Raw genomic sequence first — 21,050 nt, 5'->3', positions numbered from 1 at the left:
CCATCGACCATCACGCCTCCAAGACCTGTGAAAGGAAGCTCCAATGCAATGGTTCTATCACCTGCCGATCGCTAAGAAGCTGCTCCTGGCCTTCACCATCACGACCCTGATGACACTCGCGCTGGGTTTCTTTTCGCTGGCGCGCATGAACGCGTCCAACAGGCAATTGAGCGAGATCAGCAGTAACTGGATGCCATCCGTGCAGCACCTGTCCAGCATGCACGCGACGCTTGGCGAATACCGCATCTTTGAGCTCTCCCAGCTCGACGAAGAAGGCCACCCGGAGAAAGTCGCCGAGTACGCCAAGCGTCTTGCCGACGCGCGTGCGCAGGTGGAGAAGGACGAGGCCGACTATCGGAAGCTCTCCATCAATTCGAGCGCAGAAGAGACCGCGCTCTACGAAAAGATGAGGCAGGCACTGACCGCGTACTTCGCCACCCATGACAGGATTGCCGCGGCCATCGCCGCCGGCGACTTCGCGACCGGCCGCCAGGTGTCCTACAGCACCTCGCTCGAGGGCCGGCGCCTGCTGTTCGCCATGCTCAAGGAGCTGGCCACCTACAACACCAAGGCCCTGGACCGGGAAATCCTGGAAGCCAATGTGATACACCAGCGCACGACGCGATGGGTGGCCAGCGTCATGGCCGCGATCGTGATCCTGGCATCCCTGCTCGGCTGGGTGATCGCACGCGCGATCGCACGCCCGCTGGGCGAGGCCACCCGGGTCGCCAGCGCCATCGCGCAGGGACAGCTCGACAACCGCATCACCAGCACCAGCCGTGACGAATCCGGCCAGCTGCTCGACAGCATGCGGACCATGCAGGCCCAGCTGCAGGCCGTGATGGCCGCGCAAAGCGAGATGGCACGCCAACACGGCGCCGGCATGATCAGCTTCCGCATCGATCAGACGCGCTTCCCGGGTGACTACCGGCGCATGGTGGAAGGAGTCAACGCGCTGGTCGCAGAACACATCGCGGTCAAGATGCAGGTCGTCGACCTGACCCAGCGCTATGCCATCGGCGACCTCAGTGGCGACATGGAGCGACTGCCGGGCGAAAAGGCCGCGATCAGCGAATCCATGGACATGGTCAAGCGGAATCTCGGTGCGATCAACCGGGAGATCGCACGCCTGTCCAACGCCGCGGTCAAGGGCGACTTCAGCGTGCGCGGCGACGCCGAACAGTTCCAGTACGAGTTCCATGCCATGGTGAGCAGCCTCAACCTGCTGATGTCCACCGCCGATGGCAGTCTCGGATCGCTCTCCACCCTCCTGCGTGCCATTGCCGACGGCGACCTGACCTCGCGCATGGAGGGTGAGTTCCACGGCGTGTTCGCAGTCATGCGTGATGACGCCAACGCGACGGTGGAACGACTGACGGAGATCGTCGGCCGGATCCAGGCTGCGGCCAGCAACATCAACACCGCCTCCAGCGAGATCGCGGCCGGCAACAGCGACCTCTCGGTACGGACCGAGCAGCAGGCGGCCAGCCTGGAAGAAACCGCCGCCTCGATGGAAGAGCTGACCTCCACCGTCCGCCAGAACGCCGAACACGCGCGCCAGGCCAACCAGCTGTCCATCGGTGCCGCTACGGTCGCCTCGCAGGGCGGCGAAGTCGTCGGCCAGGTCGTCACCACCATGGCCGCCATCCAGACCTCCTCGAAGAAGATCGCCGAGATTATCTCGGTCATCGACGGCATCGCCTTCCAGACCAACATCCTGGCGCTCAACGCCGCGGTCGAAGCTGCGCGTGCCGGCGAACAGGGCCGTGGCTTCGCCGTCGTCGCCAGCGAAGTGCGCACCCTGGCCCAGCGCTCGGCGTCCGCGGCCAAGGAAATCAAATCGCTGATCGACGACTCCGTCGGCAAGGTCGCCGAAGGTTCGGCCCTGGTCGACAAGGCCGGCCAGACCATGGGCGAGATCGTCGGCAGCGTGCAGCGGGTCACCGACATCATGGCCGAGATTTCTGCTGCCTCGCAGGAGCAGTCGGCCGGCATCGAGCAGGTCAACCTCACCGTCACCCAGATGGACGAAGCGACCCAGCAGAACGCCGCGCTGGTCGAAGAAGCCACCGCCGCCGCACGCGCCATGGAAGAACAGGCGTCCCAGCTCAGCGATGCGGTCGCCGTCTTCCGGCTGGATGCGCAGGCGCTGAATCTCGGCCCGCGCGTATCGCTGCTTCCCATCGCTCACGCCGCGGCATCCAGGCCCGCTCGGTCACCGCAACCGGCGTTGACATTGGCCTAAAGCGACTGAAACGCGTCCCGCTCTTTCCCCGTACCAGCCCGGTGCGGTTTTCATAGCACGGGCGGCCGACATGGCCGTCCGTGATGTCTCCCGATACAGGTCACCCCCATGAACAGAATCCTCTCCTCCCGTCGCAGCGGGAGCGTTGCCACCCGCCTGATGCTCGGTACCGCGCTGATCGCGGCACTGTGTTTCGGCCTGACCGCCGCCATCAGCTACTGGCGCAGCAGCGATGCCCTGATGGCGACCTCGCGCGCCAGCATGCAGAACCTCGCCAAACTGGAAGCGCAGCGGATCGCTGGCGAGATGGGCATGGCGTTCGATACCAGCGCTTCGGTGGCCAACAGCTTCCTCAGCCTGCGCTCCGGCGAGGGTCTGGACCGTGCGGCCGCAGCCGAGCTGCTGCACCACCAGCTGCAGGCACACCCGCAATGGATGGGCATGAGTACGTTGTGGGAACCGGAGGCCTTCGATGGCAAGGACAAGGACTTCGCCGGCAGCGAAGGGCATGACGCGACTGGCCGCTTCATGACCTACTGGGCGTGGCAGGACGGCACCCAGATCCGCGAGCCGTTGCGTGACTACGAAAAGCCGGGCGACGGCGATTGGTACCTGCTCGCGCGCGAGCGCCGGCAGCCAGTGGTGGTCGAACCGTACACCTACAAGATCGGCGACAAGAACGTGCTGATGACGACGTTGAGCACGCCGATCATCGACAAGGACACGTTCGTCGGCGTGGTCACCGTCGATTTCGCCCTGTCCTCCCTGCAGCAGCGCATCGCTGAACTTCGCCCGATGGGCGAAGGCCATGTCAGCCTGATCTCGCCAGCCGGCGTCGTGCTGGCCGGCAACGATGCATCCAGCATCGGCAAGACCCTCGACGATGCCGGGACCCAGGCCATGCTCGCCGCCATCGGCAAGGGCGAAGTATTCAGCGACCGCGTCGAACAGGGTGGCGGCGACGAGCTGCGCACGTTCGTCCCGCTACGCATCGGCGACGCGCCGCAGTCCTTCGCGCTCGGCGTCTCGGTGCCGCGGTCGCTGGTGATGCAGCAGGCACGCGCGGTGCTGTGGACCATCCTGCTGGTCGGCCTGCTCTCGGCACTGGTCCTCAGTGCCGCGCTGTACCTGCTGGTCCGTCGCCAGGTGCTCAAGCCGCTGGCCGAGGCGGTGCGCGTCTCCAGCGCCGTGGCGGCCGGTCGCCTCGACAGCCGGATCCATCACCAGCGCGATGATGAGCTGGGCCAACTGCTCGACGCGATGGAGCGCATGCAACAGCAGTTGCAGGCGGTCATGCAGGCGCAGGCTTCGATGGCCCAGCGCCACGAGGCCGGCGAGATCAGCTACCGCATGGACGCCAGCGCATTCCCCGGCGATTACGGACGCATGGTCGAGGACACCAATACCCTGGTAGCGGCCCACGTGGCCGTGCAGAAGCGCCTGGTCGAGGTGATGCAGCAGTACGCGATCGGCGACCTCAGCACCGACATGGAAGTCCTGCCCGGCGAGAAGGCCGCGATCACCGCCGCGATGCAGACCACCAAGGCCAGCCTGCAGGCGATCAATGCCGAAATCACGCGACTGGCGCAGGCCGCCGCCGCGGGTGACTTCTCCCATCGCGGCGACACCGACCGTTACCAGCACGACTTCCGCGGCATGGTGGAAGGCATCAACGGCCTGATGCAGACCACCGAAGACAACCTGGACAAGATCTCCACGGTGCTGCGCGCCATCGCCGACGGTGATCTGACGGTACGCATGCGTGGCGATTTCCACGGCGTGTTCTCGCAGATGCGCGACGACGCCAACGGCACGGTCGAACGCCTGACCGAGATCGTCAGCCAGATCCAGGGTGCCTCTGCCAACATCCACACCGCATCCAGCGAGATCGCAGCCGGCAACAGCGACCTCTCGGTACGGACCGAGCAGCAGGCGGCCAGCCTGGAAGAAACCGCCGCCTCGATGGAAGAACTGACCTCCACCGTCCGCCAGAACGCCGAGCACGCGCGCCAGGCCAACCAACTGTCCATCGGCGCCGCTACGGTCGCCTCGCAGGGCGGCGAAGTCGTCGGCCAGGTCGTCACCACCATGGCCGGCATCCAGACCTCCTCGAAAAAGATCGCCGAGATCATCTCGGTCATCGACGGCATCGCTTTCCAGACCAACATCCTGGCACTCAACGCCGCGGTCGAAGCCGCCCGCGCCGGCGAACAGGGCCGCGGTTTCGCCGTCGTCGCCAGCGAAGTGCGCACCCTGGCCCAGCGCTCGGCTGCCGCGGCCAAGGAAATCAAGTCGCTGATCGACGACTCGGTCGGCAAGGTCGCCGAAGGTTCGGCCCTGGTCGACAAGGCTGGCCAGACCATGGGCGAGATCGTCGGCAGCGTGCAGCGGGTCACCGACATCATGGCCGAGATTTCCGCTGCCTCGCAGGAGCAGTCGGCCGGCATCGAGCAGGTCAACCTCACCGTCACCCAGATGGACGAAGCGACCCAGCAGAACGCCGCCTTGGTCGAAGAAGCCACTGCCGCCGCACGCGCCATGGAAGAACAGGCATCCCAGCTCAGCGATGCGGTGTCCATCTTCAAGATCGAACACGGCGCAGCACAGGCCCTCGCCAGCATCAAGACAGCGCCCAAGCCCGCCAATGTGCCGGCGCCGATCAAGACGCTGGTCACGGCATGGACCTCCACGCCACCTGCGTCCTCGCAACCGCCGCGCAGGAACGTGCCGGTGCCGGCCGAGGCCGGCTGGGAAGAGTTCTAGGCCCCTGCCTCGAATGACACGCTGCTTTCCTGCCCGGACAGCAGCGTCTTGAGGCGATGCAGCCATGGCCCGGGCAAGCACGCGCCCCAGCGCATGGTTGCCGACAGAACAGGCGCTCAACCAGACCCCGGTCATGCCGGGGTCGCCTTCTGTGCAGCGGTGACGGGGCAGCCAGCGCCGGCAACCGATCTCCTTCCAACACCCTCAACAAGTCGGGGACGCAGCCGTTAACAAGGGCGAAGTGTTCCGTTGCCCACGTAGGCTGTGCCCCTGAACCAGCGAAATCCCATGCACGAAGGCAGTGCCACCGATTTGCCTGCAAGCCTGGCCCATGACCCGGCGGAGGCTGACGACAGATACCTGGTGCGTAATCCGCGCCAGGTCCGACGCCTGTTGCAGGACTTGATCGAACAGCGCTCGACCATCACCGCACACGTGGCCGGGCGGGACCAGTCCTTCCCGACCGCACTGCTCCAAGCCGACGAGGACAGCGATTGGATCCTGCTGGACGGCAGCCATAACGAAGCCTCCAACCGTGCCGCAGCGCAGGCCAGCCATCTGCTCTGCTTTGCCCAGCTCAACCACGTCAGGCTCCGCTTCCGGGTCGAAGAGATTGAACGGATCGACCGGGACGGCCAGGTGGCGTTCCGGGTCCCGCTGCCGGAAAGCCTGTACTACGTGCAGCGCCGCGAGTTCTACCGGCTGGAAACCCCCATCACCGAATCCCCCATCTGCAGATTGCAGATTCCAGGCGATCCAGGCGAAGCGCCCTGCGAGCTCGAACTCCGGGTGGTGGACATCAGCGGTGGCGGCATGGCCATTGCCCTGGCCGCGGACATGCCGCAGCTCGCGCTGCGCCAGACCTATCCCGACTGCATCCTCATGCTCCCCGACCAGCCACCGATCCGCCTGTCGCTCACCGTCTGTAGCCAACTCAGGCAGACCACCCCCAGCGGGGCCGACTACACCCGGGTCGGACTGCAGTTTGGCGCCCTGCCCCGCGGCGCCGACGCATCGATCCAGCGCTACATCTTCCGGGTGGACCGGCAGCGCAGCGCCAGGAAAAGCGGCGTGTTCTGAGCCGCACCCGTGACCGGGACTCAAGTCTCCAGGCCGCCCGCCGATGTTGACCAAGCGCATGCCGCTTCCCCGGTCCCCGCCACCATCCGCTTACGCTCGTGGAGTCATCAATGAACAGCAAGAACCCGGCCGCCCAGAATGGTGGCGAATTCCTCAGCTTTGCACTGGGCGAGGAGCACTACGGCGTGGACATCCTGAAGGTCCAGGAAATCCGTGGCTACGACGCGGTGACCCGCGTCCCCGACGCACCGGACTACATCAAGGGTGTGATCAACCTGCGCGGCACCATCGTCCCGGTGATCGACCTGCGCCTGAAGCTGCGCCTCAAGGAAGCCCGCTATGACGCGTTCACCGTGATGATCGTGCTCAACGTGGAAGACCGCGTGGTCGGCATCGTGGTCGACAGCGTCTCGGACGTGATCCCGCTCAATCAAGACCAGATCCGCCCCACGCCCGAGTTCGGCGCGGCCGTGGACACGCGCTTCATCAGCGGCATCGGCACGCATGACGACCGCATGCTGATCCTGCTGGACATCGAAACCCTGCTGGACAGTGCCGACCTGGTGCGTTCGGACAGCGAAGCCGCCTGAGCCGAGGCCAGCCTGTCGGGAATTTCCCGATAGCGATCCGACCGCACTCGGTAACCGAGAGCTGCGTCACTCATTTCGCGCTTCAGGATCGTACGGAAGCGCCGATAGCTGTCAGGTCGCAGGGCCGATTGCACCGATCCGACAAGGCCCACGCCCCACCCTGATACGGAGAAACCCCAATGAAGTGCCTGCTTTCGCTGATTCCGCTCGTCCTTCTGGCCAGCATCCCGATGGCAACGTTTGCGCAGACCCAGGAGATGATTCCGGCAGAAGTCGCCACACGCTACGTCGGCAAGGAGGGCATGGTCTGCGGCAAGGTCGAAAAGGCCAAGTACGCCCAGAACTCCGAAGGCGAACCCACGTTCCTGTACATGGGCGGCATGTTCCCGCGCCATACGTTCTCCGCGCGCATCGACGGCGCCAACCGCGCCAAGTTCGGCTTCCCACCCGAGACCCTGGAAGGCAAGGATGTGTGCGTGATCGGCAAGATCCTGCGCGACAGCCAGCGGGCTGAGATCGAAGTCAGCTCGCCGTCCGAGCTGAAGCTCGCAACGATCAAGTAAACAGAGCCGGCTCGACCTCCCACGGCGCCATCCCGGGGCCGTGGGATTGCTTCCAGCGCTTCACGACGGGCGACCGCAAAAAAGGAAAGACCGATGCAGTGGATGAAAAACCTGAAACTCATGCCCAAGCTGATGTTCGCTTTCGGCCTGGTGCTGTTGTTGATGCTGGTCCAGGGGATCGCCTCATACGTCGGCATGAGGACGATCAACAACGTTGCCAGCGAGGTTTCCACCCGCACGGTGCCCAGCGTGCGCGCCGGCGGTCAGATGCGCAGCCTGGTCGGCGAGTACCGCAACGCCAGCTACCAGGGCCTGATCCGCAGCAGCGCCACGGTCAAGGCCGATGCCAAGAAGCGCAAGCAGCAGATCGAAGCCCAGCTCGCCAAGCTGATGGCCGAATACCCCGCCGACATTTCCAACGACAACGAACGCGCGCTCTTCAACAAGATCGTCCAGGACTGGAAGAAGACCCAGGCCTCGTATGCATCGATCACCGAGATGGTTGACCTCGACCTGCTCGACGACGCCATCGATACCTTCATCGGCGACAACCAGAAGGAACACGATGCCCTGGCCAAGGACATCGATCAGCTGATCGCCGAGAACGACCGCCAGGCCGCCGCGGCCAACGCGGGTGCCCACCGTGCCTATGCGACATCGTCCAGCCTGGTGATCATCCTGCTGGCGGCGGGCATTGCCGGCGGCGTCGTCCTGGCGTGGCTGATCGCCCGTTCGCTGGCCAGCGCCATGCGCGGTGCGGTCAAGGTGGCCAACGAGGTCTCCGCCGGCAAGCTCGATGGCCATATCGGCGTAGACCGGCACGATGAAATCGGTGACCTCATGCTGGCCCTGCGACGGATGCAGAAGGACCTTCGCGAGCGCATCGAGCACGACCAGATTGTGGCCAGCGAAAACCTGCGGATCCGCACCGCGCTCGATAGCGTCAGCACCAGCGTGATGCTGACCGACAGCGCGCGCAACATCATCTACGTCAACCAGCCCGTCATCGCGCTGCTGCACGACGCGGAGTCGGACATCCGCCGCGACCTTCCCGATTTCGATGCCTCCAGCTTGCTGGGCCGAAACATCGACCTGTTCCACAAGCATCCCGAGCGGCAGGCCAGGATGCTCGACCAGCTCACCGGCACCCACCAGGCCCAGATCCGCGTCGGTGGGCGCACCATGCGCCTGGTCGTCAACCCGATCCTCAACGAGGCCGGTCAGTCGGAGGGCTTCGTCGTCGAGTGGGCAGACCGCACCGTCGAGGTGATGGTCGAGGAAGAAGTCGCCTCCATCGTCAAGGCTGCCGCCGCCGGTGAAATGGAACGGCGCATCCGCACCGACAACAAGCAGGGTTTCTTCCTGGAGCTGGCCAGCCAGCTCAACCAGCTGCTGGATGCCAATGCGGCGAGCATCGAGCAGATCTCCGGCCTGTTGGCGGCCCTTTCGCAAGGCGATCTCACCGTGCGCATGAACGGCGATTTCCATGGTGTGTTTGCGCGGATGCGTGATGACGCCAACGCCACCGCCGAGCAGCTTGCCGACATCGTCGGGCGCATCAAGCAGTCCTCCAGCGCCATCAACACCGCTGCCGGCGAAATCGCTTCAGGCAACAGCGACCTGTCCCAGCGGACCGAGCAGCAGGCCGCCAACCTGGAGGAAACCGCGGCCTCCATGGAGGAGCTGACTTCCACCGTCCGGCAGAATGCCGAGCACGCCCGCCAGGCCAACCAGCTTGCCGTCGGTGCGGCCGATGTCGCGGCCAAGGGTGGCGAGGTGGTCAGCCAGGTGGTCACGACCATGACCGGCATCGAATCGTCTTCCAAGAAGATCGCCGACATCATCTCGGTCATCGACGGCATCGCCTTCCAGACCAACATCCTGGCGTTGAATGCCGCCGTGGAAGCCGCGCGGGCCGGCGAACAGGGCCGCGGCTTCGCCGTGGTCGCCAGCGAAGTGCGCACGCTGGCGCAGCGTTCGGCCGGCGCAGCCAAGGAAATCAAGGGACTGATCGACGACTCGGTGTCCAAAGTGGCCGACGGCACCAAGCTGGTCGACAAGGCCGGCAAGACCATGGCCGAGATCGTCGCCTCCGTGCAGCGGGTCACCGACATCATGGGCGAGATCTCCGCCGCTTCGCAGGAGCAGTCCTCCGGCATCGAGCAGGTCAACCTGACCATCACCCAGATGGACGAGACCACCCAGCAGAACGCCGCGCTGGTCGAGGAAGCCACCGCCGCCGCCCGCTCGATGGAGGAGCAGGCCACGCATCTGGCCCAGGCCGTGTCGATCTTCAAGCTGGACGAGCTACCCGCCCCGGTCGCTGCCCCACAGGCACGCCCGGCCGCGCCCAGGTCGCACACCACCGAATCCAGCAAGCCCGCGCGCGCGCGCATGGCCGAACAGATCAGGCAGGTCGCGCTGGCCGATGGCGAGTGGCAGGAGTTCTAGGAATTCGCTACCAGCGATCCACCCAGGCCAAGCCCCGGTCCAATGACCGGGGCTTCCGTTTTTTCGCCGGCGTATCCGTGGGCACGATCGACCTCAAGACCTGGCGTGCAGCGGCCGATACAACGGACATCCGACTTCCGGCACTTATCCATGGCTGCAATGTCCCCCACCCCGTCGGAGTCGCGCGAATTTGAATTCGCCGATCGCGACTTTCGCCGGGTCTGCGACCTGATCTACCAGCGCGCCGGCATCGCCCTGGTGCCAGCCAAGCGCGACATGGTCTATGGACGACTGTCGCGCCGCCTTCGCAGCCTGGGACTGCGTGCGTTCAAGGACTACCTGGACCAACTGGAAGCAGGCAATGACGAACAGGAATGGCAGGCCTTCACCAACGCACTGACCACCAACCTGACCTCGTTCTTCCGCGAGCCCCACCATTTCGAAAAGCTCAGGGAAGACCTGCAGCGCCGCACCGGCCAGGGCACGCTGAAGCTGTGGTCGTGCGCCGCCTCCACCGGGGAAGAGCCCTACTCCCTTGCGATCACCGCCTGCGAGACCTTCGGGACGCTGACCCCGCCGGTCAGGATCCTGGCCACCGATGTCGACACGCAGGTACTGGAAACCGCATCGCGCGGCGTCTATCCCATGGAGCGCATCGCCTCGCTGGACGAGGCGATGAAGCGCAAGTATTTCCACCGGGGCGCCGGTCCGAACGAAGGCAAATGCCGGGTGGTCCCGCAGCTGCGGCAGTTGATCGAGTTCCGTCCGCTCAACCTGCTGGCCCCGCGCTACGCAGTGGATGGACCGTATGTCTCGCTGTTTTGCCGCAACGTGATGATCTATTTCGACAAACCCACCCAACGGGCGATCCTGTCGCGGCTGGTGGCCCACCTGGGCGATGATGGCCTGCTCTACACCGGCCATTCGGAAAACTACCTGCATGCGGCCGACCTGATCCAGCCGTGCGGACGGACCCTGTACCGTCCTGTCCGCCAGGGTGGAGCAGCACGATGAGCAACGCGGCGCTGAAGGCCGATGACGTCATGCGCTACCACGATGCGCGCTTCCAGACCATCGCCGCCAAACTGCTTCCCACCCAGTACCTGAGCGTCGATGACGACACCGCGTTGACCACCACGCTCGGCTCCTGCGTCGCCGCATGCATCCGCGACCCGCTGCTCAAGATCGGTGGCATGAACCACTTCCTGCTGCCGGAAGGACAGATCGGCGATGGCGCACCTGCACGCTACGGCAGCTATGCCATGGAACTGTTGATCAACGACCTGCTCAAGCGCGGCGCCCACCGCAAGCGCCTGGAAGCCAAGGTCTTTGGCGGCGCCAACGTGCTCAAGGGCTTCACCAGCAATCCCGTCGGCACGCGCAACGCCGAGTTCGTCCGCCAGTACCTTCTGGCCGAACACATCCCGATCCTGGCCGAGGACCTGTGCGGCATCCACCCACGCAAGATCTGGTTCTTCCCCTCGACCGGGAGGGTCGTCGTCCAGAAGCTTCCACACGCACACGAGGCGGAACTGGTGGCGGCCGAATCGGCCGTACGTGCGCGCCTGTCCAGGGCGCCGGTCACCGGTGGCGTGGAGCTGTTCGAGTGAAGATCCAGCCCCCGGTCCGGGTCCTGATCGTCGACGACTCGGCGGTGGTCCGGCAGATCCTGGCCGAAATCCTGGACCGGGATGCCGGCATCGAGGTCGTGGGCACGGCCGCCGATCCACTGATCGCGCGCGAGAAGATCAAGCAGTTCAATCCCGACGTGATCACCCTGGATGTCGAGATGCCGCGCATGGATGGGCTGGCCTTCCTGGCCAACCTGATGCGCCTGCGCCCCACGCCGGTGGTGATGATCTCCTCGCTGACCGAACGCGGCGCCGATACCACCTTCCAGGCATTGGCACTGGGCGCCATCGACTTCGTCTCCAAGCCCAGGCTCGATGTCGCACGCAGCCTGCAGGCCTATGCCGATGAAATCATCGGCAAGGTCAAGGCGGCCGCCCAGGTCAGGGTCCGTCCGCTCGCCCGCCCGGTCACCCGACATGGCCTGGAACCGGTCGCGCCCACGCCCGGGCCTGCGCCGCGCTTCCGGACCACCGACCGGCTGATCGCCATCGGTGCCTCGGCCGGCGGGACCGAAGCCCTGCGCGTGGTGCTGGAAGGCATGCCGGCCGACGCCCCGGCCGTGGTCCTGACCCAGCACCTGCCGGCCAGCTTCAGTGCCGCCTTCGCCGAACGCCTGGATCGCCATTCGGCCATGTCGGTGCGCGAAGCCAGCGACGGCGAGGCGATTCTCCCGGGCCATGCCTACCTGCCCCGCGGCGGCCAGCACCTGCGCGTCATCCGCGATGGCGCCCGCTGGCGCTGCAGGCTGGACGACACGGACCCGGTCAACCGGCACAAGCCGGCGGTGGATGTGCTGTTTCGTTCGGTGGCCCAGAATGCGGGCGGCAACGCGGTCGGCGCCCTCCTGACCGGGATGGGCGATGACGGCGCCCGCGGCCTGCTTGATATGAAGGAGGCAGGCGCGGCGACTTTAGTGCAGGATGAGCACACCAGCGTGGTGTGGGGCATGCCAGGCGCCGCCTGCAAGCTGGGTGCCGTACAGGAGGTCTTACCTTTGGACCGTATCGCACAACGCCTGCTCACCTTGTCCGGCCAGGGCCACTAGCCATGCTGCCCCGCGCTCCAGTGGTTGCGGGCAACGGCGGGCCGGATGGTCCGGGTGACGATGGCCAGGACATGCCCCTGGCCATGCCGGAAACCGCACAGGCCCCGCCTCCGCCACGCTACGACCGGCCCGACGATGCGCTGCGCGCCGCGGCCCTGACCCTGGCCGCGGACAACACCGACTGCGCGATCCTGGTGACTGCCGCGACGTCGGAAATCCGCTATGCCAACGCCGGCTTCACGCGCATGTTCGGCTATGCCGAACAGGACGTGGTCGGCAAACGGCCATCCGAGGTGCTGGCGCAATCGCACTCCAACCGGGACGAGGTCGACCGGCTGCGCCTGCATGCCGATGGACTCAAGCCCACCCAGTCCGAACTGCTGCTGTATCGCAAGGATGGGACCCCGCTGTGGGTGTCGGTGGTCTTCAACCCCATCCGCGGAGAGGATGGCGCGGTGGCGTACTGCGTCTCGACGCTGACCGAAATCACGCAGGCCAAGATGCACGAGGTCCTGCACAAGGATGCGCTCACCGCGCTGATGCGGGACGAGCCACTGGCGGATGTCATGGACATGATCTGCAGGGAGCTGGAGCGCATCGCCCCCTCCCTGCTGGCTTCCATGATCACGCTGGACGGCGCCGGATGCCTGCATGTCCAGGCCGCGCCGAGCCTGCCGCCCGAGTACAGCCACTACATCGAAGGCCTCAAGGCCGGACCCGGTGCCGGCGCCTGCGGAACGGCCGCCTGGCAAGGGCAGACGGTGATTGTCCATGACACCAGGACCGATCCGCTGTTCAAGGACTTCCGGTTCGTGGCCGAGACATACGGACTGCATGCCTGCTGGTCCAGTCCGATCAAATCCAACGGCGGCAACGTGCTGGGCACATTCGCGTTCTACTACCGCCAGCCGCGCGCGCCGGACCCCTGGCACATCAGGCTCGCCGAAATCTGCCTGCACCTGTGCTCGCTCGCCCTGCAGCGCGACCAGACCCGCAACCGGATCCACAAGCTGGCGTTCTACGATGCCTTGACCGGCCTGCCCAACCGCATGATGTTCAGTGCCCGCGCCGAACAGCTGATGGTGAACGCCGAACTGCGCCGCCAGTCCATGGCGGTGCTGTTCATCGACCTGGATCGTTTCAAGCGGGTCAACGAGACCCAGGGCCACGCCGCCGGGGACGGCCTGCTGCGGGATGTGGCCAAGCGGATCGGACAGACGCTCAATGCCAATGACCTGGTCGGGCGCCAGGCTGGCAACGAGTTTGTCGTGGCGCTTCCCGAATGTGCCGCCGAACAGGCAGCAGGCATGGCCGAACGCCTGCTCGGCGCGATCGCCCAACAGGCCATCGTCGGCCGGGTCGCCGTGCAGCCCAGCGCCAGCATCGGCGTGGCCATGTTTCCCGGCGACGGCCATGACATCGATACGCTGATCCGCCATGCGGACCTGGCGATGCACCGCACCAAGGACAGCGGTGGCGGGAATTTCTGCTTCTTCAGTGCCGAAATGAATCGCCTGGCGCAGGAGCGCCTGGCGCTGGAAGCCGCGCTCCGTGATGCGCTGCGCCGCGACCAGCTGGAACTGCACTACCAGCCCCAGCTGGCCAGCACCTCGCCGCACTCCTTGTTGGGTGTCGAAGCGCTGTTGCGCTGGACCCATCCCCAGCTCGGCTCGATTTCGCCCGGGCGCTTCATTCCCATGGCCGAGGAATGCGGATTGATCGGCGAACTGGGCCGCTGGGTCCTGTCGCGCGCATGCCGGCAAATGGGCGACTGGCGCGCCCGCGGCGTCCAGGTCCCCAAGATCTCGATCAACCTCTCGGCGATCAACTTCGAAGATCCCGACCTGCCCGCGCAGCTGCAGGCATTGTTGACCGAGCACCAGCTGTCACCCAGCGACCTGGTCCTGGAAATGACCGAGAGCGTCATGCTGTCGCCGCAGTCCACCGTGCTCGGCAACCTCGAATCGATCCAGGCCGCGGGCATCTCGCTGTCGCTGGACGACTTCGGGACTGGTTACTCCAGCCTCAGCCACCTGCACCGGCTTCCCATCGACGAACTCAAGCTGGACATGAGTTTCATCCGTGACCTGGAACGCAGTGCGGCGGCACGCACCCTGACCAACTCGATCCTGCGCATTGGCGAAAGCCTCGGCAAGCGCGTGGTGGCCGAAGGCGTCGAAACCCAGGGCCAGTGCAAGCTGCTGGCGGGACTGGGCTGCGAGGTGCTGCAGGGCTTCCTGTTTTCCAGGCCGTTACCCGCCGACACACTGGAGCTGTGGATCGAAAGCAGGCGCGCGTAAGCGGCCAGCACCAGCAACGACCCAGCGATGCCGGTTGTGGATCGGCCCAACAAAAAGCCCGGCGATTTGCCGGGCTTTTTGCGTGCGACCTGCGACCGATCAGGCGGCAGTCTTCTCGCCAGTCTTGTAGTCCTCGATCTGGTCGAAGTTCATGTAGCGATAGATGTCCGCGCTGGAGGCATCCAGCACGCCCACGCCTTCCATGTACTCGGCCTTGGTCGGGATGCGACCCAGGCGCGAACAGATCGCGGCCAGCTCGGCCGAACCCAGGTACACATTCGAGTTGCGGCCAAGACGATTCGGGAAGTTGCGGGTCGAAGTGGAGAACACCGTCGCGCCTTCCTTCACCTGCGCCTGGTTGCCCATGCACAGCGAGCAGCCCGGCATTTCCATGCGCGCACCGGCCGCGCCGAAGGTGCCGTAGTGGCCTTCCTTGGTCAGCTCGGCGGCGTCCATCTTGGTCGGCGGCGCGACCCACAGCTTGGTCGGGATGTCGCGCTTGCCTTCCAGCAGCTTGGACGCGGCACGGAAGTGGCCGATGTTGGTCATGCACGAACCGATGAACACTTCATCGATGGTCGCGCCGGCCACTTCAGACAGGGTCTTCACGTCGTCCGGGTCGTTCGGGCAGGCCAGGATCGGTTCGTGCACGTCGGCCAGGTCGATGTCGATGACCGCGGCGTACTCGGCATCGGCATCGCCCTTGAGCAGCTGCGGGTCGGCCAGCCATTCCTTCATCTTGTCGATGCGGCGCTGGATCGAACGCGGGTCCTGGTAGCCCTGCTCGATCATCCAGCTCAACAGCGTGATGTTGCTGTTGATGTACTCGATGATCGGCTCCTTGTTGAGGTGCACGGTGCAACCGGCGGCCGAACGCTCGGCCGAGGCATCGGACAGCTCGAATGCCTGTTCGACCTTCAGGTCCGGCAGACCTTCGATTTCCAGGATGCGGCCGGAGAAGATGTTCTTCTTGCCCTGCTTGGCCACGGTCAGCAGACCGGCCTTGATCGCGTACAGCGGGATCGCGTTGACCAGGTCACGCAGGGTCACGCCCGGCTGCAGCTTGCCCTTGAAGCGCACCAGCACGCTCTCCGGCATGTCCAGCGGCATCACGCCGGTGGCTGCGGCGAACGCGACCAGGCCGGAACCTGCCGGGAACGAGATGCCCACCGGGAAACGGGTGTGCGAGTCGCCGCCGGTGCCGACGGTGTCGGGCAACAGCATGCGGTTGAGCCAGCTGTGGATCACGCCGTCGCCCGGACGCAGCGAGATGCCGCCGCGGGTGGAGATGAACTCCGGCAGGGTGTGGTGGGTCTTGACATCCACCGGCTTCGGGTACGCCGCGGTGTGGCAGAACGACTGCATCACCAGGTCGGCCGAGAAACCCAGGCAGGCCAGGTCCTTCAGCTCGTCGCGGGTCATCGGGCCGGTGGTGTCCTGCGAACCGACCGAGGTCATCTTCGGCTCGCAATAAGTACCCGGACGCACGCCCTGGCCTTCCGGCAGGCCGATCGCACGGCCGACCATCTTCTGCGCCAGCGAGTAGCCCTTGCCGGTATCGGCCGGCTGCTGCGGCAGGCGGAACAGGTCGGTCACCGGCAGGCCCAGCGCTTCGCGCGCCTTGGCGGTCAGGCCACGGCCGACGATCAGCGGGATGCGGCCACCGGCGCGCACTTCGTCGAACAGCACATCGGACTTGACCTTGAACTCGGCGATGACCTGGCCGTCCTTGAGCGCCTTGCCTTCATAGGGGCGCAGCTCGACGGTATCGCCCATGTTCATCTGATCGACATTCAGCTCGATCGGCAGCGAACCGGCGTCTTCCATGGTGTTGTAGAAGATCGGCGCGATCTTCGTGCCCAGGCAGATGCCGCCGAAGCGCTTGTTCGGGATGAACGGGATGTCCTCGCCGGTGAACCACAGCACGCTGTTGGTCGCCGACTTGCGCGACGAACCGGTGCCGACCACGTCGCCGACGTAGGCCACCGGCAGGCCGCGGGCCACGAGGTCCTGGAGGAACTTGATCGGGCCGCGCTTGCCGTCTTCTTCAGGCACGAAGTCGGCGCCGTCGCGCTTGTTCTTCAGCATGGCCAGCGCGTGCATCGGGATGTCCGGGCGCGTAGTCGCGTCAGGCGCAGGCGACAGGTCGTCGGTATTGGTTTCGCCGGGCACCTTGAACACGGTGAAGGTGATGCTCTGCGGCACTTCCGGCTTGCTGGTGAACCATTCGGCGTCGGCCCAGCTCTGCAACACGGACTTGGCGTTGGCATTGCCGGCGTCGGCCTTTTCTTTGACGTCGTGGAAGGCGTCGAAGATCAGCAAGGTGTGCTTGAGGCCTTCGGCGGCGATCGCGCCGACGCTAGCGTCATCCAGCAGCTCGACCAGCGGGTGCACGTTGTAGCCGCCCAACATGGTGCCCAGCAGCTCGGTGGCGCGCGCGCGGCTGATCAGCGCGTTCTGCTCGGTGCCGAAGGCGATGGCGGCCAGGTAGCTGGCCTTGACCTTGGCGGCATCGTCCACGCCGGCCGGCACGCGGCTGGTGATCAGGTCGACCAGGAACTCGGCCTCGCCAGCCGGCGGGTTTTTCAGCAGTTCGATGACCTCGGCGGTCTGCTGCGCGGTCAGCGGCAGCGGCGGGATGCCCAGCGCGGCGCGCTCGGCAACGTGGTGGCGATAGGCTTCCAACATGGTCAACTCCCGATGAGTACGTACAAAAATGAGGGGTGTGGAACTCAGACCTGCGGCACGATCAGGCGCAGGCCTTTGAAGTAATCGCGATAGAACGGCTGGCTGTAGGTGATCAGCGCATCGCATTGCAGCAGCGCATGCGCCCCGACCAAGAAATCCGGCAGGGTCTGCGGGCCACCGCCACGCTGGCGATAGCGTCGTTGCATTTCACCGGCGCGCAGTGCGGACTTGGCTTCCAGCGCGTTGAAATGGATGCCCATCTCTTCCAGCACGCCCAATGCCTCGGCGCCATTGCGCAGCGCGCCACAGACTTCGGCCAGGGTGACGTCGCAGACGACCACGCGGCCGTTGGCCAGGCATTGCCGCAGGCAGGCTTCGGCAGCGTCGGCCTGGGGACCGTCGGCCAGCAGGTCGACCAGCACGGGGGAATCGATGGCAATCACGTCGCGCGCTCTGGTTTACGGCTTGGACGGCTCGCGCGCGGCCTTGGGCGCTTCCAGCCCATCCAGCGCAAAGCGTCCGCGCGCTTTGGAAATGGCGTCGTCGACACTCTTGCGCAGCACGATGCGGCTGCCGTCGAGTTCAACCTTCAGCAGCGTGCCCTTGGTCAGGCCCAGCGCGTCGCGCACGGCCTTGGGGAGGGTGATCTGGCCGCGTTCGGCCACGGTGGCTTCCATGGAATGCCCCTTGAAGTATGCACAGATTATACATACTTGGAGTTCCATACTGTTAGCCGGACCAGACCACCGGGCCGGCGGAAGCCCTCGGCAGACACCCACTTGTCACGCCGGAGCGCCGATACTGAACAGCATTAGGTGGTCATCGAACAGCCAGCCCCGCGCCCGATCCAGGCCACGAGGCAAGTCAACAGGAGCCTGAGCATGAGTGATTCCTTCAAGACCCGCAGTCAGCTGCAAGTCGCGGGTACGTCCTATACCTATTTCAGCCTGCCGGTGCTGGGCAAGCAGTACGACATCGCGCGACTGCCCTACTCCATGAAGATCCTGCTGGAGAACCTGCTGCGCGGCGAAGACGGCGTCAGCGTCACCCCCGAGCACATCACCGCCGTGGCCACCTGGAATCCGAAGGCCGAACCGGACACCGAGATCGCCTTCATGCCGGCCCGCGTGGTGCTGCAGGACTTCACCGGCGTGCCGTGCGTGGTCGACCTGGCCGCCATGCGCGATGCGGTGGTCAAGCTGGGCGGCGATGCCGACCAGATCAATCCGCAGATCCCGTCCGAGTTGGTGATCGACCACTCGGTGCAGGTCGACGTGTTCGGCAAGCCCGACGCGCTGGACCTCAACGGCAAGATCGAGTTCCAGCGCAACAAGGAGCGCTATGGCTTCCTGCGCTGGGGCCAGAAGGCGTTCGACAACTTCAAGGTGGTGCCGCCCAGCACCGGCATCGTCCACCAGGTCAACCTGGAGAACTTGGCCCGCGTGGTGATGACCGCGGACAAGGACGGCGTGCACTACGCGTATCCCGATACGGTGTTCGGCACCGACTCGCACACCACCATGATCAATGGCATCGGCGTGCTGGGCTGGGGCGTGGGCGGGATCGAGGCCGAGGCCGCGATGCTCGGCCAGCCCTCATCGATGCTGATCCCCCAGGTGGTCGGCTTCGAACTCACCGGCAAGCTGCCCGAAGGCGCGACCGCGACCGACCTGGTCCTGACCGTCACCCAGATGCTGCGCAAGCTGGGCGTGGTCGGCAAGTTCGTCGAGTTCTTCGGCGAGGGCCTGCAGCACCTGCCGTTGGCCGACCGCGCCACCATCGGCAACATGGCCCCGGAATACGGCGCCACCTGCGGCATCTTCCCGGTGGACCAGGAATCGCTGAATTACCTGCGCCTGTCCGGCCGCAGCGAAGACCACATCGCCCTGGTCGAGGCCTATGCCAAGGCCCAGGGCCTGTGGCACGACGCATCCAGCCCGCACGCCGAGTACAGCACCACCCTGAGCCTGGACATGGGTGAAGTGAAGCCCTCGTTGGCCGGCCCCAAGCGCCCGCAGGACCGCGTGCTGCTCAGTGACATGCAGAAGAACTACCGCGACAGCCTGGTGCCCTTCGCCGAAGCCCGCGACAACAAGCGCAAGAGCGACAGCAGGCAGGAAGACCGCCTGGCCAACGAGGGCGGCGGCGGCACCGCGGTCGGCGCCAGGGAATCGCAGACCGAGTCCACTACCGACAGCGGCGCCGGCTGGCAGTTGAAGGATGGCGCGGTGGTCATCGCCGCGATCACCTCCTGCACCAACACCTCCAACCCGGCGGTGATGCTCGGCGCCGGCCTGCTGGCGCGCAATGCCGTGGCCAAGGGCCTCAAGGCCGCGCCGTGGGTGAAGACCTCGCTTGGCCCGGGCTCGCTGGTGGTCACCGACTACCTGAAGAAAGCCGGCGTCATGGATGACCTGGAGAAGCTCGGCTTCTACCTGGTCGGCTACGGCTGCACCACCTGCATCGGCAACTCCGGGCCACTGCCTGACGACGTGTCGGCCGCGATCGCCAAGGGCGACCTGGTGGTGAGCTCGGTGCTGTCGGGCAACCGCAACTTCGAAGGCCGCGTGCATCCGGAAGTGAAGATGAACTACCTGGCCTCGCCGCCGCTGGTGGTCGCCTATGCCATCGCCGGCACCACCGACATCGACCTGACCAGCCAGCCGCTGGGCACCGGCAGCGATGGCCAGCCGGTCTTCCTCAAGGACATCTGGCCGACCAACAAGGAAATCGGCGACTTCATCGCCAGGACCATCGGCCCGGAGATGTTCAAGAAGAACTATGCCGACGTGTTCAAGGGCGACAGCCGCTGGAACAGCATCGAATCACCCGACGGCAGCCTGTACGCCTGGGACGGCGACTCGACCTACATCAAGAACCCGCCCTACTTCGACGGCATGTCGGCAACCTCGGGCACCATCGACGACGTGCATGGCGCACGGGTGATGGGTGTGTTCGGCGACTCGATCACCACCGACCACATCTCGCCCGCCGGCAACATCAAGAAGGACTCGCCGGCGGGCCGTTTCCTGCAGGCGCGCGGCGTGCAGCCGGCGGACTTCAATAGTTACGGCAGCCGTCGCGGCAATGATGACGTGATGGTGCGCGGCACCTTCGCCAACATCCGGATCAAGAATCTGGTGTTCGGCGGCGAGGAAGGCGGCAATGCGCTGTACTACCCCAAGGCCGGCGGCGAGCCGGAGAAGCTGGCCATCTACGACGCGGCGGTGAAGTACAAGGCCGATGGCGTGCCGCTGGTGGTGTTGGCCGGCAAGGAATACGGCACGGGTTCGTCCCGCGACTGGGCGGCCAAGGGCACCAACCTGCTCGGCATCAAGGCGGTTATTGCCGAGAGCTTCGAACGCATCCATCGCTCCAACCTGGTCGGCATGGGCGTCCTCCCGCTGCAGTTCAAGGATGGGCAGAACGCGCAGTCGCTTGGCCTGGACGGTTCGGAAGTCGTCGACGTCACAGGGCTCAAGGATGGCGACTCCAAGACCGCACAGGTCGTTGCGAAGAAGGCCGACGGCAGCGAGGTGAAGTTCGAAGTCCGCGTACTGCTGCTGACGCCCAAGGAAGTGGAGTACTTCCGCCACGGCGGCCTGCTGCATTACGTGCTGCGCCAGCTGGCTGCGAAAAAAGCAGCCTGACACGATTGTCATTGCCTTGAACAAGGCCCCGCGCGTGCGGGGC

At 65.5% G+C, this 21,050-nt stretch carries 14 protein-coding genes; 11 read left to right on the top strand and 3 right to left on the bottom strand.

The window, feature by feature from the left end:
- Positions 1-43 precede the first annotated feature (43 nt).
- The 10 genes from O8I58_RS02560 (at position 44) to O8I58_RS02515 (ending at position 14,669) form a co-directional block, all read left to right on the top strand.
- On the top strand, positions 44-2,245 hold the full coding sequence (locus tag O8I58_RS02560) for a methyl-accepting chemotaxis protein (RefSeq protein ID WP_298320418.1): 2,202 nt from the start codon (positions 44-46) through the stop codon (positions 2,243-2,245).
- Positions 2,246-2,353: 108 nt separating this feature from the next.
- Positions 2,354-5,008, top strand: a complete 2,655-nt coding sequence (locus tag O8I58_RS02555; protein WP_298320416.1) for a methyl-accepting chemotaxis protein — start codon at positions 2,354-2,356, stop codon at positions 5,006-5,008.
- A gap of 288 nt (positions 5,009-5,296) precedes the next feature.
- Positions 5,297-6,088 (top strand): flagellar brake protein, encoded by a 792-nt coding sequence (locus O8I58_RS02550; RefSeq protein WP_298320415.1) that lies wholly within the window; start codon positions 5,297-5,299, stop codon positions 6,086-6,088.
- Positions 6,089-6,198: 110 nt separating this feature from the next.
- Entirely contained in the window at positions 6,199-6,678 is a 480-nt protein-coding gene (locus O8I58_RS02545; RefSeq protein WP_298320414.1) for a chemotaxis protein CheW, read from the top strand.
- 179 nt (positions 6,679-6,857) lie between these two features.
- Positions 6,858-7,241, top strand: a complete 384-nt coding sequence (locus O8I58_RS02540) for a hypothetical protein (RefSeq protein ID WP_298320412.1) — start codon at positions 6,858-6,860, stop codon at positions 7,239-7,241.
- Between the two features lie 93 nt (positions 7,242-7,334).
- Positions 7,335-9,692 (top strand): methyl-accepting chemotaxis protein, encoded by a 2,358-nt coding sequence (locus O8I58_RS02535; RefSeq protein WP_298320411.1) that lies wholly within the window; start codon positions 7,335-7,337, stop codon positions 9,690-9,692.
- A gap of 159 nt (positions 9,693-9,851) precedes the next feature.
- A complete protein-coding gene (locus tag O8I58_RS02530; protein WP_298320410.1) occupies positions 9,852-10,706 on the top strand; it encodes a CheR family methyltransferase in 855 nt (284 codons plus the stop codon).
- The gene (gene cheD / locus O8I58_RS02525; RefSeq protein WP_298320408.1) at positions 10,703-11,302 is read left to right on the top strand and encodes a chemoreceptor glutamine deamidase CheD; all 600 of its coding nucleotides are present in this window, start codon (positions 10,703-10,705) and stop codon (positions 11,300-11,302) included. The genes O8I58_RS02530 and cheD overlap by 4 nt, the downstream gene beginning before the upstream one ends.
- Positions 11,299-12,369, top strand: a complete 1,071-nt coding sequence (locus O8I58_RS02520) for a protein-glutamate methylesterase/protein-glutamine glutaminase (RefSeq protein ID WP_298320407.1) — start codon at positions 11,299-11,301, stop codon at positions 12,367-12,369. Before cheD ends, O8I58_RS02520 begins: the two co-directional genes overlap by 4 nt.
- 2 nt (positions 12,370-12,371) lie before the next feature.
- A complete protein-coding gene (locus tag O8I58_RS02515) occupies positions 12,372-14,669 on the top strand; it encodes a sensor domain-containing protein (protein WP_298320406.1) in 2,298 nt (765 codons plus the stop codon).
- A gap of 99 nt (positions 14,670-14,768) precedes the next feature.
- Here O8I58_RS02515 and acnB read toward each other — a convergent pair whose 3' ends face one another.
- Genes acnB through O8I58_RS02500 form a run of 3 tightly spaced genes read right to left on the bottom strand, consistent with a single transcriptional unit; the run spans position 14,769 to position 18,034 of the window.
- Positions 14,769-17,357, bottom strand: coding sequence for a bifunctional aconitate hydratase 2/2-methylisocitrate dehydratase (gene acnB / locus O8I58_RS02510; RefSeq protein ID WP_298320404.1), 2,589 nt, complete (start codon positions 17,355-17,357; stop codon positions 14,769-14,771).
- A gap of 44 nt (positions 17,358-17,401) precedes the next feature.
- A complete protein-coding gene (locus O8I58_RS02505) occupies positions 17,402-17,800 on the bottom strand; it encodes a type II toxin-antitoxin system VapC family toxin (protein ID WP_298320402.1) in 399 nt (132 codons plus the stop codon).
- A 15-nt stretch (positions 17,801-17,815) separates the two neighbouring features.
- Positions 17,816-18,034, bottom strand: a complete 219-nt coding sequence (locus O8I58_RS02500; protein ID WP_298320400.1) for an AbrB/MazE/SpoVT family DNA-binding domain-containing protein — start codon at positions 18,032-18,034, stop codon at positions 17,816-17,818.
- 204 nt (positions 18,035-18,238) lie between these two features.
- Here O8I58_RS02500 and acnA point away from each other — a divergent pair, with 204 nt between their 5' ends.
- Positions 18,239-21,007 (top strand): aconitate hydratase AcnA, encoded by a 2,769-nt coding sequence (gene acnA / locus O8I58_RS02495; RefSeq protein ID WP_298320398.1) that lies wholly within the window; start codon positions 18,239-18,241, stop codon positions 21,005-21,007.
- The last annotated feature ends 43 nt before the right edge of the window (positions 21,008-21,050 follow it).

It is taken from the genome of Pseudoxanthomonas sp. (genome assembly GCF_027498035.1).
Classification (GTDB): Bacteria; Pseudomonadota; Gammaproteobacteria; order Xanthomonadales; family Xanthomonadaceae; genus Pseudoxanthomonas_A.
The sequence above is the reverse complement of the archived record's forward strand: the minus strand, read 5'-3'. Positions and strand labels throughout refer to the sequence as shown.